At 44.0% G+C, this 16,632-nt stretch carries 12 protein-coding genes; all 12 read right to left on the bottom strand.

Features of this window, described 5'->3' with window-relative positions:
• Nucleotides 1-15: 15 nt before the first annotated feature.
• The 12 genes from CA600_RS25345 to CA600_RS25290 all read right to left on the bottom strand — a co-directional run bounded on the left by CA600_RS25345 (nucleotide 16) and on the right by CA600_RS25290 (nucleotide 16,483).
• Nucleotides 16-1,629 (bottom strand): ATP-binding protein, encoded by a 1,614-nt coding sequence (locus tag CA600_RS25345; protein ID WP_094873904.1) that lies wholly within the window; start codon nucleotides 1,627-1,629, stop codon nucleotides 16-18.
• 206 nt (nucleotides 1,630-1,835) lie between these two features.
• Nucleotides 1,836-2,537: an ABC transporter permease gene (locus CA600_RS25340; RefSeq protein WP_256990010.1), complete on the bottom strand. Its 702-nt coding sequence runs from the start codon at nucleotides 2,535-2,537 to the stop codon at nucleotides 1,836-1,838.
• Complete coding sequence (locus tag CA600_RS25335) at nucleotides 2,521-3,441, bottom strand: ABC transporter ATP-binding protein (RefSeq protein ID WP_094873900.1); 921 nt, start codon at nucleotides 3,439-3,441, stop codon at nucleotides 2,521-2,523. The genes CA600_RS25340 and CA600_RS25335 overlap by 17 nt, the downstream gene beginning before the upstream one ends.
• A gap of 117 nt (nucleotides 3,442-3,558) precedes the next feature.
• Complete coding sequence (locus CA600_RS25330; protein ID WP_094873899.1) at nucleotides 3,559-4,494, bottom strand: sensor histidine kinase; 936 nt, start codon at nucleotides 4,492-4,494, stop codon at nucleotides 3,559-3,561.
• Nucleotides 4,494-5,207 (bottom strand): response regulator transcription factor, encoded by a 714-nt coding sequence (locus CA600_RS25325; protein ID WP_094873897.1) that lies wholly within the window; start codon nucleotides 5,205-5,207, stop codon nucleotides 4,494-4,496. The genes CA600_RS25330 and CA600_RS25325 overlap by 1 nt, the downstream gene beginning before the upstream one ends.
• Nucleotides 5,208-5,488: 281 nt before the next feature.
• The gene (locus CA600_RS25320; protein ID WP_094873896.1) at nucleotides 5,489-6,322 is read right to left on the bottom strand and encodes a DUF4362 domain-containing protein; all 834 of its coding nucleotides are present in this window, start codon (nucleotides 6,320-6,322) and stop codon (nucleotides 5,489-5,491) included.
• A 197-nt stretch (nucleotides 6,323-6,519) separates the two neighbouring features.
• The gene (locus CA600_RS25315; RefSeq protein ID WP_179281727.1) at nucleotides 6,520-7,443 is read right to left on the bottom strand and encodes an ROK family protein; all 924 of its coding nucleotides are present in this window, start codon (nucleotides 7,441-7,443) and stop codon (nucleotides 6,520-6,522) included.
• Nucleotides 7,440-9,257 carry a class I mannose-6-phosphate isomerase gene (locus tag CA600_RS25310; protein WP_094873892.1) on the bottom strand — a complete coding sequence of 606 codons (1,818 nt, stop codon included), beginning with the start codon at nucleotides 9,255-9,257 and terminating at the stop codon, nucleotides 7,440-7,442. Before CA600_RS25310 ends, CA600_RS25315 begins: the two co-directional genes overlap by 4 nt.
• 53 nt (nucleotides 9,258-9,310) lie before the next feature.
• The gene (locus CA600_RS25305) at nucleotides 9,311-10,633 is read right to left on the bottom strand and encodes a glycoside hydrolase family 125 protein (RefSeq protein ID WP_094873890.1); all 1,323 of its coding nucleotides are present in this window, start codon (nucleotides 10,631-10,633) and stop codon (nucleotides 9,311-9,313) included.
• Between the two features lie 24 nt (nucleotides 10,634-10,657).
• Nucleotides 10,658-12,964, bottom strand: coding sequence for a glycoside hydrolase family 3 N-terminal domain-containing protein (locus CA600_RS25300; protein ID WP_094873888.1), 2,307 nt, complete (start codon nucleotides 12,962-12,964; stop codon nucleotides 10,658-10,660).
• A gap of 28 nt (nucleotides 12,965-12,992) precedes the next feature.
• The gene (locus CA600_RS25295) at nucleotides 12,993-15,437 is read right to left on the bottom strand and encodes a hypothetical protein (protein ID WP_094873886.1); all 2,445 of its coding nucleotides are present in this window, start codon (nucleotides 15,435-15,437) and stop codon (nucleotides 12,993-12,995) included.
• A 53-nt stretch (nucleotides 15,438-15,490) separates the two neighbouring features.
• Nucleotides 15,491-16,483, bottom strand: a complete 993-nt coding sequence (locus CA600_RS25290) for a glycoside hydrolase family 130 protein (RefSeq protein ID WP_094873884.1) — start codon at nucleotides 16,481-16,483, stop codon at nucleotides 15,491-15,493.
• Nucleotides 16,484-16,632: the final 149 nt, after the last annotated feature.

Here is a 16,632-nt window from a genome sequence, read left to right as displayed (position 1 = left end):
ATCTGAAGTTGAATTTTACTCAACCTCATTTTTTATGAAGGGTAACATAAACCGGAACGTTGAACCTTTATTCTCTTCGCTTTCTACAAAGATTGTCCCACCCATCAGCTCAACCAGCTGCTTACAAATCGCGAGTCCCAGCCCTGTACCGCCATATTTACGGTTGATGGTCGGGTGCAGCTGTGAGAAGGATTGAAATAATAAATTGAGTTTATTATCGGCAATCCCAACACCTGTATCGCGGACAGAGAATTCCAATAAATATTCTTTTGAATCCGAAAGTGGAATGTTCTTAACCGATAGTGTAACGCTCCCATGTTCTGTGAATTTCAGAGCATTGCCTACCAGATTGACAATAATCTGCCGCAAACGGATCGGATCAGCCAGTAACGTTGTTGGAACACTCGTATCCGCCCACCACCGCAAGGCCAGCTTCTTCTCTTCGGCTTTAGGCGTAAATAAATCAATGATGTCCGATATCATCTCTCGAAGTTCAAACGATTCGGTTTGCAGCGGCATTTTACCCGCTTCCATCTTGCTGAAATCAAGAATGTCATTCAAGATCTGTAAAAGCGTGTAACTACTGCTTCGTAAAATCTCGACATACCCCCGCTGTTCTTCTCCAAGCTCGGTTTCAAGTAAAAGGTCTGACATCCCTATCATTCCATTCATCGGTGTCCGAATTTCATGACTCATCATTGCTAAGAAATCCGATTTGGCTTGCGCCGCCTGCTCTGCAGATTCTTTAGCGCGAATGATTTCTTTTGCATTCGTGATATCACTAAAAGCAATAACTGCTCCTGAGATCATCCCTCCATCCATAAGCGGCGCCACCCGATAATTAACGAAGAGGCTCGTTCCATCCTTACGCCAGAAGATCTCATCGTCTTTCCTGCGGATAATTCCATCTGCAATCGTAAGACTGATCTGACAATCAGGGGTTGAATAACGTGAGCCATCGCCTTGGATTTGATGAATATATTCCATCAGCTTCAGGCCAACCAATTCTGTAGGCTGGTAACCTAACATATCCGCTCCCTCACGGTTAATAAAGAGCGTTCGTCCCAAATGATCTAGTACAAATATTCCAGCTGAGACGGAGTTCAGAATAAGATTCGCTCTCTTATTCTCGACTTCAGCAGCAAAAGTAGGTTTGAAGTTAGACTCAAGTTCTACCTTATCCGATAATTTAGCATGAAAAGAATCTGCCAATGCATTTAGCCAGTCATGCAGCCCTTCCGAATAATGATGATAGTTGCTATTATCCACTTGTATGATCGCGAATACCCCGACAATTCCCTCATCTATCGTTATAGGAATAAAATCCCCCCTCACGGCGTCTGCTTTGGGATTGTTCAAATCTTGCAATTCAAAGCTAGAGGGATTTCCTTGCAGGGCAGCCTCAAAGCTAGCTACATCAACAAGGTATAATCTTTTATGTGCTGTCAGACCTATATCTCGGAACGATGCTTCTGCACTGGATTCTAGATAGAACGTACGATTCGTTCCTACGCAGCGACCTTGCCGATCCAACACAAATATCAAATTAGGATGATGGTCATATAACGATTTATAAGCGCTCTCTTCCGAAAGCAATCGTGTTAGAATGGACGTCCAGTCTTTATCCACAATTCATTTCACCTCAGGCTCTCTCATCCATTATCATTACCCTAAAATGAACGGAAATCATCTTAATTTTTAAATTCTTCTATTTTGATCATTATAGCAAATATACTTTAATCGGTCGCAAATAAACACTAAATCCCCCTTTAGAACCCAACCACGATGACTTACACATCGTACTGAGATTCTTAAGAGGGATTTCTGTAAATATTTTAGGCTATATCTTTATGGTCAATATTGCGAATGGCCATATAGGCAATACCTGCTCCTAGCAATCCAAGCGAGATCGACACCGCCGCTAAATTACCTAAGCGTGCTTGATCAAATCCACCAGAAATTAGGGACGTAACTAACACAGCCGAGACGATGGTGGCTGGAACTGATTTTTTCTTCATTCCAAAGTACAATGGGATCAGAGCGATACCCGCTGCATAAAATGCGTTTGCACCCAACTTAAACAGTTCTGAAGTAATCATAGGAAGGTTTAACTCACCAGGAATAAGTCCTACAAACGAATTAAATCCTATTAGCATAGCGCCAACTACAATGTCTGACACAATGATAGCAACAAATGTGAAGGCGAACACTATCAATATTTTCGCCGTCATTAGCTTTTTACGTGAGATAGGATACATGAAGAGAAGAGTAATCGTGTTGTTCTTATACTCATCAATCACCAGCCTGCTAATAATAACGGAAGCGAAAATAATGTAAGCAGCCTTAACAAAAACGAACACACCCTCAAACATATCTGCATAAGAAGCGAATGACGGTTCATTCTCATTTCGATCCACGAATAAAACCATAATCATAAATACAAGGATAGCGAGATTGACAATTGCTGCTCCTGTAAGAAGCGTCTTTAGCTTATTCTTCCGAATCTCCAAAGATATTAATTTAAGCAACGCCCTCACCCCCAATCAATTGTAAAAAATAATCTTCCAGCGTATGTTGTTTCTTGCTGATGCTTTCAATCTCCACGTCTGCTAGCACTAACGCCTTATTCAGATCACGTTGTGAGATTCCGCCGTCATATATTCTTATTGTAATATGGTCCAGCACTTTGAAATTATTGAGGCCAAGCTTTTGCTTGAGCACGTACACTGCTTTATTAATCTCATTCGTAACCACTTCGATATACTCTGTATTTTGACCGCGAATGGAATCCATCGCCACCTCTTCTACCAGAGCACCCTGCCGGATCACACCGATCGTATCAGCAATCTGCTCGATTTCCCCCAGAATATGACTAGATACAAGTAACGTCATTCCATATTCACGGCTGAGCATCCTGAACACTTCACGCATCTCTTTGATTCCCACAGGGTCTAGTCCATTAATCGGCTCATCCAGAATGAGTAGCTCCGGTTTCGTCATAAAGGCTCTGGCAATACCAAGGCGCTGCTTCATCCCAAGCGAAAATTGCTTCACCGGCTTTTTATCGATACCAGTAAGCTTTACCAGCTCCAGTGCTTCGCCAATCGCTTGCGGATCATAATAGCCCATGTATTCTCCATGCAGGATCAAGTTTTCTTTGGCTGTCAGCTTATCATAGAACACTGGATATTCAATGATGCAGCCCATCCGTTTGAGCATTTCATACGAATGATTTGTCATTTTTTCATTAAAAAACTCAATCTCGCCACTCGTCGGTTTAACGAGGTTCGTGATCATTTTCATGACCGTTGTTTTGCCGGCACCGTTCGGTCCAAGAAAACCATAAATTTCACCTTGTTTAATATTCATATTCACATTGCTGACAGCTTCTTTGCCTTGGTAGGTTTTTGTTAAATTTCTTGTTCGAAGTATCGTAGTCATTTCCGTGCTCCCCTTTGTTTTCGTCTCGTCTTCCTTAGTTCTTATTGTACACAGCAGAATTTTCTTTTTTATTACTCGATTCTTACGAAAATCTTAAGCTGTACACAATTTCACTCCTTAGAAGCTTAGTCTGCGAAAAGAAAGGGTAAATACCGTTCTCACAAACGGTTGACTAACCAGTGTAATGGTTCCATTCATCTGCTCTGTTAATCTTTTGGTAATCGTCAGACCCAGACCACTCCCTTGATATGATCGATTTCTTGAGTCCTCCAGTGTATAGAGCCGTTCGAATACTTTATCCTGGTGAACTTCACTAATGCCTTTTCCCCTGTCCCAAACATCTATGTATACTTTGTTCTTATCACTATAGAGTTTCAAACCTAATACGCCTCCGGCATCCCCGTAAGTAATCGCATTCGATAACAAATTGGTCAGTATCCGGTCAAGCGCCTCTTCGTTTCCCATGAAATAAAGCGAGTCATCAGGGATCTCTATTTCTACCTCACTGCCCTTGGCGCTTAGGATATCATAGTAAGAGAGAATATTACGTCTGCACACCTCGCCTGCCTCCACACGTGAAAGATTGATTTCCCGATCCCCCGATTCCAGCTTGGCCAAATCAAAAAACTTGTTCATCAGATGGATCACTTCATTCGCTTTTTGGTGAATTGTGTTCATCATACGTTCCCGTTCCTCGGCTGGCATATGCTCATCCTGCAGAATTGTTTCAATATAACCGAGTACTACCGTTAGCGGAGTCTTTAGATCGTGGGAAATATTCGACAGCATATTACGCATGGATTTCTCCAGCTTCACGCGCTCAATGCTTCCTTTATGGTTAACGTCGAGCAGCCGGTTTAGATCAATTAGCACACTTTGCAGCTCTAAATTACTACTAAATAACAGCAGTCTTTCGTGTGAACCTTCGGCCATGATGCTACTTAGTTTGTCATGAATATATTTCAGGTCTTTTGAAGCTTTACGCGAATGCTGATATTGCCATCCAATGACGACGAGCAGGAGTACAATGATCACACTAAGCGCCATACTCATTATAGCTGTTCTCCCAGCTTATACCCGATCCCCCATAATGTCTTGATGAACTCTGGATGGGAGGGATCATCTTCTATTTTTTCACGTAATCTTCTCATATGTACATTAATAACGTTCTCATCTCCGAAATAATCATCTGCCCATACGCTAGCATAAATCTGCGCTTTGGTGAAGACTCTGCCCGGATGCGTAACGAACAGCTTAAGAATATGAAATTCCTTAGACGTTAACTTCACTTCTTCCCCGTTTTTTAGCGCAGAGAAATTATCCAAATCCACAGTCAGGCCACCAATGGAAATCTTTTGCTTCGCAGGAATTGGAGCTTCCGGTTGGATGGTGGGAGTAACATAACCCGCTCTTCGAATCGCAGCTTTCACTCTTGCAGCTAATTCGATCATTGAAAATGGCTTGGTAATATAATCGTCTGCCCCAAAGCCAAGTCCAAGTGCTTTATCCACATCACTGTCCTTGGCCGACATGATCAACACAGGAACTAGACTTTTCGCACGGATCGTCTGGAGAATATCCGTCCCACTGCGCTTGGGCAGCATGAGGTCTAATAATACAAGATCAAAAGGATTACTAGTACGGAATGTTCTTTCCGCTACTTCACCATCAAACGCCGTTTCCACTTCATAGCCCTCTTTTACTAAATAGGACCTAACCATTTCACTAATTGCTTCGTCATCTTCAATTAATAATATACGGTGCATGAATACTGCCTCCAATGATTTGAGAATAAAAATTAGTTAAAAACTTAAGGTATTTCTTTAAGGTAAACGTGACTGCGGGGAATGTTTGGACTTTCGGCCGCTGTTGTCACCAGATTTCTTTGATTATATACCGTGTTTCACGGTTGAAGTCCGGTGAGCCTATGCTTCCGAAGCGAGCTTTCCTACGGAAAGCTTTCAGGCGGACGCTATCGCTCCTACAGTTCCAAACTTCCCCTCCGCCACTCTTCCTTTTTAGAATGTTTTAGTTCAATTTATTTAAATTATTCGTAATGCCCCTTAACCTCAGGAAGTTGCTTATAAATGCTCCCAGCCTGCACGATTTTAATGATCGTTTGGGCTAGTTCAGTCATCTGACCGTCATCCTCAGTATTCTGGCATTCCGTCCACTGATAATGACGCTCTCCACTATTAATCTGAACCGATAAATCATAACTTTCAGCAGGTTTTCGATTACACTCGGTAGATAATTCTTTTTCATCTAGGTAATTCGCTAGTACCATTTCTTTATAGATTTGTCCTCGTTCCTGTTCAGAAAGCTCAAAATCGCTAACCTCGACTACTTCCCCATTCTGGAGATCTTTGACCAACTTCTTCTCTATCGTATTAATTTCGTTCTTTTGGTTCACACCATACTTTAAAACAAACTCAAACTTATCTTGTTTCGTTACGTCAAAAGGAATCTGTAGCAGCTCGATCTTTGCTTGTTCGCCCTCGCAGCCCGTTAAGGTATACGACAGAAGTTTATCCGTTTCGTTTCTAACAAGGTTCTGACAAGTGTATGTGGTTACTTGGGGACTACCAAACGTATCTTCGGAATTATCATGCCGCATTTCAATCCCTTGGTCAGTATATTTCAAGTCATTAAAGATCGGATCACCTTCAATTGTGTAATGAACCACACGCTGCGTACCCGCTTTATTTTGGATAAAAGCATCCAGCTTCTTAAGATTCTTAACAATCATTCCATGGCTGTTTATCACATCTTCTTGTTCATTAATGGTAGTTGTGAATTTGTCTTCTCCATTGGATGGCTGGTTAAAGCAACCGGTTACTATAAGCGCTATAAAAATCAGAAGAATACCGCTCGATCTCATCGATCATAACCTCCTTAAACACTCCATAAGTAGAATCATTTGTTAAAGTATACCAATAATAACGGGGGCTGGGTATCCCTCCAGAGGGATATCTGATGATAGAGAGATTGATAGAAATTTAAACCAGATAGCAAAAAAAGCCGATTGGATATCCAATCAGCCCTAATTATTGTTCAGTTTCAATGGAATCCAAGAGATCAGTCAAATAATCTTGATATTCCGATAAGCGTGTGTTCGAACACATTTTCTGAAGTAAATATACCCATAGATGAATCAGCCAATCCCTTCTGGAGGGCGGGACCAAATAAATCGATGCTCTTGGCAATCTGTCCGCCGATAACGATGCGAGTTGGCTGATAGTCTATAACATAGGACTTTAGCATCTCAGCCAATCGTGTACCGAATTCTTCAAACACCTTACAGCACAAGCTATTACCATCTTTTGCTTGCTCTGCGAGTTCCTTCACGTCCATTCCTTTTTCTAGAGCTCCCATCTGCTCAGCCAAGCGAAGAATTCCGCGACGTGAGAAGGCATCGTCTATGGAGCTCTCTAGGAAAGGTTTATCATAGAGCCAACCGTCCTTGGGAACACCTGGTCCTTCGTTCAGGAGCGATGCATGATCAATAAATGCAGAGCCTAACCCTGTCCCTAAAGTTAACGAAATATATCGTTCATTTGGAAATAACCTGCTTACGCCTAAAGCAAACAGCTTCGCATCATTCTCAAATCGAATATCTGCCTGCAGCAGGTGCTTCGCCCATTCCTTATGTTGTAAGGTATTGAACCGGGTATATAATACTTCTCGTACATTCTTACCATACAACGCCTCATATTTACTAAGCCCCTGAATATAACAGATACCATGCTGATAATCAAAGGGCCCGGGAAAAGCAAGACCGATATTCCAAGTACAGTCTGCGGATTTTCCTAGTGTAACGCTATAGAACTGATATTGATCTTCGAATATAGAAATAAATTGGTCTATAATCACATCGGCATCTTGGTCAGCGAAGGAAGGATGTTGCTTACAGCTAGCCTGTAGCAATTCTCCATCCACGACCAAACCAGACTTAATGAAGGTTCCTCCCACGTCTAAAGCGATCACGACTTTAGGCTTCAAAGGAGACTCACATCCCATGCCTTGGATACGCCAGCCTTCACAAGCTTACATGGTTTGTTTCCGATATTTATTATTTTGTAGGCACCAAACACGGCTGGGAGGATATATGATTCAGCATATTGTAACTCGATATACATAGATTCATCTGCACAGGATACTATACGGACCTTTTCTCCCTCAACCAAGTTATACATTACCATTTCGTTATTTGTATGGTCCTCCCATGTATCATGTAAGTGCACACGATGAACATAAAACAGTAGATCTTCACGCTGTCCAAGAACATACTCTTCGTTCATGCCCTGCTTTTTCAGCAAGCTTGGCTTAGGAATCAAATTGTCCTCAACCCATGCCGTTTTTTTATCGAAATCAATATTGTCAAAAGCATGTTCAATATTAATAGGACGTGGCTTGCCATCCATTCCTTTACGAAGAAAATCGTAGATTTTGAACGTAAACCACCATGTCGTAGAGGATATTTCGAGCACTAAGTTATTCTTTCCAGAGGCATGAACGGTCCCTGTAGGAATTAAGAATAAATCCCCCTTATTCGCTTCATATTGATTAACGAAGTCAGTGATCTGAATCGGTTCACCAGTTTCTTGTGCGTCTTGTACCGCGTTAAAGAATTCCTCCTTCGTACATTGTTCGGTCAGTCCCAAGAACACTGATGTATTCTCTAAATTCTCCATGATATAATACGATTCTTGTTGTGCCATAAATTCATTAAATGTCTCACGAATATACTCCTGCTTCGGATGTACCTGGCATGACAAGCTATCTCCGTCGATGGTATCAAGGTAGTCGAAGCGAATCGGAAAATAATCACCAAACAGCCCGACAATACGATTCCCGAGAATGGCCGGATGCTCATAATGCATGACTATGAGGAAGGGTACCTCGATTATTTCGTCGTTGTATTTCAGCAAAATAGAGTTCTCCGGTGCAATCGGCTCAAAGCTCCATGCGCAGTTGGCCCACTCCTTCGGAAGCTCCGCGAATTTCTTCAAATATTGACCGCCCCATATCCCTGGCGCGAAGAATGGTTTCACACGCATAGGGGACTTGGCGATATCTGCAATCATCTGGCGTAGGGTGAAGACCGTCGTTAGCTTGGGACACTCTGGCTCATTCATATCCACATAATAGTGGATCGAATCCAATACTTCTTTTCGGTAAGTTTCCAGCACTGGCCATTCCACAAATAGACAGATTTTATACTTCTCCACCACATCTCGGTTCCAACTAAAGCCGAAATTCAATAAATGTGCTTTATGTTCCAATTGCTGATACTCACGAGATACATCCAAGAAGTAGGTAATATCGTAGTTGCCGTTCCCGAGCCAATAAGCCCCTGGTCCGAACGTGATGATGAAGGTTGTTTGGTCGACAGGTAATTGAATCTGTTTTTTGAAGTTGTCTATCTTATCTTGTGCTTCTGGAATGAAATAATCTGTAATCTTAGCATCCGAAAAATAACCAAATGCACGATTATCTGTAATATTCGCTTCAAAGAACTTGCGCAGCTCTTCACTAGTCTTCATAAAGCTATTGGTTCCGATGAGAACTGTCTTATACCCCTCTTGTTCCAATACATCTATGATCCTTGCCAGGACGTGCTGATATCGGGCACCATGCGTTCCGTCAATAGCTACATTAATAATACTAGTGGAATTCATCGCAGCTTGTTGTAGGAGCGGGGATAGTATTGCCTCAAAACCTCGCTGGACTCCGGCTTTTGCATATGGCGTAACTGTATCTGGCTTGATTTGTTGAGTATACCGAATAGGGTTAATAGGTCTTTTCTCGAACATAGTTGTCACTCCTATACAGTTAGTGAGCTCTATCCCGCTCATAGTGATTTATTTTAGGGCAATATGCCTGATTCCAATGCCTTCCACACAAGCTGTGCGAACTGGCTGTTCGACCAAGCGAACCACTCACGTGTAAATTGGGTTGAATCATTGACATCAAATCCCTCATGCATAAATCCAGTACCAGCATCTGTCAACTCACAGATTTCAATCATCTCGAGCATCTCTTGCGGATCAACTGCGGTTAAGCCCTGCATCGTATAAGCAAGATGCCATACGAATCCCGTGCTAGTATGCGGACTGCCAATGCCGCTGAGCTTCTCGCCTTTGAAGAAATAGGGATTATCCTCACTCAGAGCAAATTTGCGGGTATTCAAATATATCGGATCGTCTGGCGCACAGTAACCTAGATAGGGCGCTGACATTAAGCTCGGAGTACCTGCATCGTCCATCAATAAATGGTTACCGAAACCATCCGTTTCGAACGCATACATCTTGCCGTATTTGGAATGGTCAATGATTCCATAAAGCTCAATGGCATGCCGGATTTCTTCTTCCATTGCCGACATTCGGGCTACAAGCTTTGAATCTCTATATACATATTGAGCAATTTCCTGCAATTGTCGAAGCGTTACAGCGGCGAACATATTCGATGGAATATTGAAGTGAAAGTCACACGCATCGTCACTGGGGCGGAAGCCTGACCAGATCAGTCCAACATTATTTACCGGCATCCCCAAACCGTTCTTACGTAATGTATCTATCATGATGCCGTTGTGACGTTGAAAGCGGTAGGTTGACTGCTCCTTGTGCTCCTGCTCAATCTGCCATACGTTCAACATCTTCAGTAGTGAGGTTCGGAAAACTTCATCAAAGATCCCGGTGCGTCCAGTTTCTTTCCAATATAGATATGCCAAGCGGAATGAGAAGCACATGGAATCCAGCTCAAATTTACGCTCCCATACCCAAGGTGAGCTGTCTGTCTCATCCGTTGCATTCCAGTGCCAATCATTTGCTGACTCGTTAAAGGCATTCGCATAAGGATCAATTTGAATATAAAACATATGACGGCGTATTAAGCCTTCTAGAATCCGCCCAAGCTCAGCATCTTCCTTGGCAAAAGGAACATAATGAATAACCTGCTCAACAGAGTCACGCAGCCACATCGCCGGAATATCGCCAGTTAATACAAATGTTGTTCCGTCATCCAACAGCTTAGTAGTTGTTTCTAGTGTATTTGGAAAACAATTCTGAAATAATTGACGCAGCTTCGGACGATGAGCCAGACGTTCACTAGCGTCCTTCATGACTTGCTGAACCGCCTGAGGCAGAGGGAACTTATTAATTTCAATAGTAGGTAAACGATGCTCTTTCATAATTTGGTAACCCTCCTGTGATTACTATCTCAAGTTACGAGGAACAACCTCTAAGCTTGTTGAAATGGTATTTCCTACGTTCGATCCAATCATGATCTCAAATTTGCCGGGCTCAACCGTCCACTGCAAATCAGAACCGACAAACTGCAGCTCCCGCGGAGTAATATGAAATTGAACGGTACGCATCTCACCAGGCTCAATATAAATCTTCTGAAATCCTTTTAATTCTCGTTCCGGGCGTGTGATTGTGCTAGTGCAATCTTTGATATATAGTTGAATAACCTCATGTCCAGCTACTTCGCCAATATTCGTAACCTCAACGGATACAGTACAAGAATCATCCAACTCTATTTGTGTCTGATCCAAGCGAATATGCTCGTATTGATAGCTTGTATAGCTTAGTCCATAACCAAACACATATTGCGGATGAAAGTCCACCTCGAGATAGCGATGACCTCTGGAGCGTTTCTTATTGTAGTAAATCGGTAATTGCCCTGGATGCTTTGGAATGGATAGTGTCAGCCGGCCGGATGGATTATAGTCCCCGTACAAAATATCAGCAATCGCATACCCGCCCTGCTGTCCCGGGTACCAAGCCTCCAGAATGGCATCCGCATGCTCATCTACCCATGGCTCGACAATGGGACGACCATTGATATAGACAACAATCAGTTTTTTGTTCAAGCTGTGCAGCTCCTGCAGCAGATCAAGTTGCACACCGCATAAGTTCAGCTCTGCACGATCGAAGCCTTCCCCACAATCCATATCACTAAGACTAAATTGATCCGTAATGACGGCAGCCCCTGTCTTCAAATTAATCGTACCTTCACCGAAATCACGGGCACTTGATCCCCCGACAACCGCAATAATGGTATCCGCTGCTGACGCCGCCTCCATTGCCAGCTCAAAGCCTGCTTTCGATGGATCTTTCACGCGGCAGCCCGGAGCATACAGCACTTCGCTGAGTCCTGCACATTTAGCACGAACCCCGTCCAAAACGGTAATAATGTGATGACGCTCCTGTGGTGAAGTATAGTCACCCAATTGATTATAAATATTGTTGGCATTCGGCCCAATAACAGCAATCTTACCAAGGGACGGAGAAAGCGGCAGAGCCTTATCATGATTCTTCAAAAGAATAATGCTTTCACGTGCAGCTTGTCGCGCCATCTCTAAATGCAACTGTTGTCCAACGACACGCTGTGCTGTAGCCGGATCAACAAAGGGACGTTCAAACAATCCCAATTCAAACTTCGCATGCAGAATTCGTTCGACTGCGCGATCAACATCGGAAATGTCAATCAGCTTTAGCCGCAATGCATTCATTAGACATCTGCCAAATGTTTCACCAGACATCTCCATATCCACACCAGCTTTAAGTGCAAGTGATGCTGCCTCTTCTTCGGTCTCACAAATCTGGTGACCGTGTTTAAGCTGGCTGATCGCACCACAATCCGTAATGACGAAGCCGTCAAAGCCCCATTGCTCACGAAGTACATCTGTTAACAATGCCTTGTTCGAGGTACAAGGAACACCATCGATCTCATTGTAAGCTGTCATAACAGATTTGGCCCCAGCTTCAATTGCCCTCTGGAAAGGCAGCAAATCCTTCTCCATTAACTCGCGTTTTCCCATCCGCACGGTGTCAGCATTACGACCACCATCCGAGCTGCCATACGCGACGAAATGCTTTAGTGTTGCCAGGATCGTATGGTCTGTATTTAATGAATCGCCTTGTAAGCCCCTCACTGCAGCAACTGCCATTTCACTATTCAAATATGGATCTTCCCCAAAGCATTCTTCTGTTCGCCCCCAGCGCGGATCACGTACAATATCTAGTACTGGGGAGTAGGTGGCTGCCCCTCCCCCAGCCCGAGTCTCTGCAGCCACTGCTTGGCAGATCTGCCGGAATAATTCCCTATTCCATGTACTTCCCATGGCAAGCGGTACGGGAAAGACGGTGTTGCCAATCGCCATATGACCATGAGAGCATTCCTCGCCCAGCAGAATCGGAATACCCAGACGTGTATGCTCAATCGCATATTGCTGGATCAGATTCGTTAATTCTGCGCCTTCCAAAGGTGACAACCCCGTTTCCAATGTTACCTCTGTCCAAGGATCTGCACGCAGCACACCATACAAAGAACCCACGCCACCGTTTGCAATTGCTTCCTTAAATACTTCTGTCAATTGAATCTTGCCTTCTGATTTCTCATACGCCTTCCAGCCAAAGGGCTGGAGGAGCTGCCCGATCTTCTCCTCCAGCGTCATTTGAGCCAATAAATCTATAGCACGCTCATGAATCGGCAAGGATGAATCTTTATATCTCATAGCTTACAATTCCTCCCGTTCACATGAACTAGAATTGTCTCCACGCCAGGATTCCTGCATTCATCCCCCGACACATGTCGAACGATACTTCAGGGTTGTTAAACTTCTCAGCCCATGTAATGTAATAGCGGAATTCATAGAAGCCGCCAAGCGTAGCTGCAAAGTTGGTTTCCCAATAGTTATTCATCACCCAGGCGTACAAGTGTGCAGGGTCCTGTTCCAGTCTGGCATCGCCATTCAGGAGACGATATTTATGCTCCAAGGAGCCTAGTTGAATCAATGGAGTGTCTGGCATCGCAATCACAATCCCTTGCTCCTTCGAAATATACGCAGCACCTTCACCAACAGCCGTATAATCAGCCAAGCTACCTGGCAATTGATCCTTACGCAGTCGAGTTAATGCATCCATCTTATCCACCCACAGATCCTGCGCTGGAGTTGTCAATGCGCCGCCAAACGGAAGTGAAATATACAAATTCTCAGGCTTCCACACACTCTCCTTATGCATACGTACCGCCACGTCCACACGCGGACGATCCGCATACACGGTTAAGAACAAGGAATAATGCTCGCAACCAGAAACTTCATAGGTTAATTGAATCATGCTATAAAGCTCACCCTGTCCAACAATCACTGCACTTGTCAACATACCTGTAGATACAATCGCATCCGGACCTTTCCGATTACGGCCCATAAGACGGCGAACCTCCGTCATCTCGACCACCTTTGTGGCTGGCGTAACATCATATACCGGCGTGAATGCATGATGATTCCGGTCCGCACGCAGCAGCTCCTGCCCAGTCTGCTTATCCTTCCAAGAGGTGATTCCTTCACCCTTCTTCCATTCAATGCGTACAAATGGTGTTTCAGCATAGGTGGATGTCACATGGAAGTCCTTTACTTCATGGGTAACATCCAAATCCAATACACGATCCGACGCCACATAATCGTTCATATATGCGGTTTTGATTGTTGGCTTAACCGCTACGATATGAAGCACTTTTTCTTCCCGGGGCTCCAGCATGACCGGAATGGTTACAATCACCCCGCGATGCGCAAGACGCAGTTGAGATGGGAGCACCTCACCTGTATTGAAATCACGCACCTCAAACCCTTCTTTAATCTGCTCGTAATACCAACCCTCAAGAATAAGATGAGCATGATCCTCCTGAACATAGCTGTAGGGATTGCAAATTTTGAACTTCATCGGCCGACCCGGTGCAAGCAGTGCATCTCCCTTGGCTTCAAGGATTTCATACAACGCACGATGTGCAGCGGTGCTCGCATTTGCAGCGAACGCTTCCTTGCGCAGCCCTAACTCTTGAACAAACGGGTTCCAAGGCTCTGAAATCGAAGAATGATAGCCCCATGTGTGCTCAGCGAACATCGTTAATTGATATTCCATTTCTTTAATAGCTTCCGGGGATATGATGTCATAATTAGGATCCAGTCTTCTTACCTTTTGATACACCCGCTGTGCCTCACGGAATACTTGTACATGCTTTGGTGTCGAGCCAACCCCATCCGTCCACCAATCGGGCCAATCTCCGCGATAGACAGGAATATCTTCCGGGTGCTGTACTGCATGGGCACGGACCTCTGCAAAGAAGTCATCTAACGTAGCCATTTGAATTACAATACGCTCCCCATGCTTCTCGTTCCATTGCTGGATAAACTCTATGGCCGCCGCATTTGGCGGGTTATTATCCGTAGGCAAACCTGAGAACATTGCCGGAAAGAAATCAAATGCATAGCCATCCTCTGTCAGACGATCGATATAACGCCCGATCCGTTGTTCAGCTATTTCAAAATCCGCGCCCTTGCTCATATCAAACTCATCTTTAATCGTATATTTACCGCCCATGCCAGGTACCAGCCCCAGATCATTTCCGAACACATAATGCTCTCCGCTCCACGTCAACAGGCGATCCCCTGAAGGCATCTCCCACCAGAACGGCTGCTGCTTCTTCCAGCAAGGGAACATTCCGTGATGCGTATGAATACAGGTGGACAGATTCTGGATCCCATTATCCAGCAGGACCTGACCATACCCCCAGCTGAAACCGTTGATATCTGCTGTCATTGCCGATGTTACAGGAATTTTTATGGACTGTCCGTAATCACACACCCGCGCAATCATCGATTGGAACAACTCTTTACCAATTAATTCTGTCATATTTAGATAAGTCCCCGACAACCCGATAGCTCCCTGTCTCACGCCTTCAGCGAACTCTATCTTCTCTTGCTCTGTCGCCTGCATCAGAAAGGTTTCAATCGGCCAAAATGTCTCACAAACCCACTTAAAGCCTTGCCATTCCGGACGGCGTCCCGATTTGCTTTCACGTAAAATATGCAGGACCTGGCGAATGAAATTAACATGATACTGCTGAATTTTCTCCTGACGCTCTGTATACCCGATATCTGTATGAGAATGATGGATTGCGTATATTTTCCAAGGTCGTTTAACGGACATCTCGATCTCTCCCTATAGTTATTCTAACTAGCCATGATGCTGCGCTTTCTCTACTAATTCTCTAGCGGGTACTTATCCATATAGTCGAACAACTCATCTACAGTTGTGAACGCAACCCCTGTTACCGTATCAGCACAGCCATAGTAAATTGCAATTCGGCCTGTATCACCATCGGAAAGTGCTGCGCAAGGGAAGGTGACATTCGGCACATCTCCTACACATTCATACAATGTCTCTGGTCCAAGAATATAGTTCCGTGAGCGTCCTAACACCTTCCATGGCTCATGCAAATCTAATAAAGCAACACCCATCCGATAAACGAACCCGTTACATGTATTTATTACACCATGATAGATTAACAACCATCCGCGATCTGTTTCGATTGGAACCGGCCCTGGACCAATTTTCTTCGATTGCCATGCAGAAGCGTCCGAGTTGATCGTACCCATCACGTAACGATGCTTTCCCCAGTACGTCAGGTCAGGGCTCTCACTAAAAAAGATATCTCCAAATGGTGTATGCCCTGTATCACTTGGACGGCTTAACATCGCATATTTTCCATTTATTTTGCGCGGAAATAATACACCATTCCGGTTGTATGGCAGGAAAGCGTTTTCTAATTGGTGAAAGGTTTTGAAATCATACGTATATGCGAGACCAATGGTAGGACCATGGTATCCATTACACCAAGAAACATAATATTTATCCTCGATTTTGCAGACGCGTGGATCGTAACGATACTCCCGCTTTGTTACATATTCGTCGCCTTCGAATTGAATCGGATTCTCATTAATCTCCCATTGAAGCCCGTCCTGACTGAAGCCAGCGAATATGTCCATACTTACAGATCTGGAGTCACAACGGAATACCCCTGCATATCCCTCTTCAAAAGGAATAACTGCGGAATTAAAAATACTGTTCGAGTTTAATTGTGCATCTCGCTGAATAATCGGATTATGGGTATATCGCCACACTGGAGCGTTATAGCCACTCGGCTTATCCTGCCAAGGAATATTTGATAGTGCTTCACCAATAATTTTGCTCATTTCATAAACTCCTTTCATGTGTACAATTGTGATCTGCAACAACGTTATCAGGATGTCTAACCCTGCTTGCACCCCTACTTTAAATCATAATAAAGCGCATTAAAAGGGAATTCATCCTGAATCTAACGTTTGTTGACTGAAGTATCATG

Origin of the sequence: Paenibacillus sp. VTT E-133280 (assembly GCF_002264385.1) — a bacterium.
GTDB lineage: Bacteria > Bacillota > Bacilli > Paenibacillales > Paenibacillaceae > Paenibacillus_AQ > Paenibacillus_AQ nitricinens.
The sequence above is the reverse complement of the archived record's forward strand: the minus strand, read 5'-3'. Positions and strand labels throughout refer to the sequence as shown.

Coding starts and splice junctions, on each gene's coding strand:
- CA600_RS25335 (WP_094873900.1), bottom strand. CDS start 3,441: ATGACTACGATACTTCGAACAAGAAATTTAACAAAAACCTACCAAGGC.
- CA600_RS25305 (WP_094873890.1), bottom strand. CDS start 10,633: ATGAAAGAGCATCGTTTACCTACTATTGAAATTAATAAGTTCCCTCTG.
- CA600_RS25295 (WP_094873886.1), bottom strand. CDS start 15,437: ATGTCCGTTAAACGACCTTGGAAAATATACGCAATCCATCATTCTCAT.
- CA600_RS25330 (WP_094873899.1), bottom strand. CDS start 4,494: ATGAGTATGGCGCTTAGTGTGATCATTGTACTCCTGCTCGTCGTCATT.
- CA600_RS25290 (WP_094873884.1), bottom strand. CDS start 16,483: ATGAGCAAAATTATTGGTGAAGCACTATCAAATATTCCTTGGCAGGAT.
- CA600_RS25300 (WP_094873888.1), bottom strand. CDS start 12,964: ATGAGATATAAAGATTCATCCTTGCCGATTCATGAGCGTGCTATAGAT.
- CA600_RS25310 (WP_094873892.1), bottom strand. CDS start 9,257: ATGTTCGAGAAAAGACCTATTAACCCTATTCGGTATACTCAACAAATC.
- CA600_RS25320 (WP_094873896.1), bottom strand. CDS start 6,322: ATGAGATCGAGCGGTATTCTTCTGATTTTTATAGCGCTTATAGTAACC.
- CA600_RS25325 (WP_094873897.1), bottom strand. CDS start 5,207: ATGCACCGTATATTATTAATTGAAGATGACGAAGCAATTAGTGAAATG.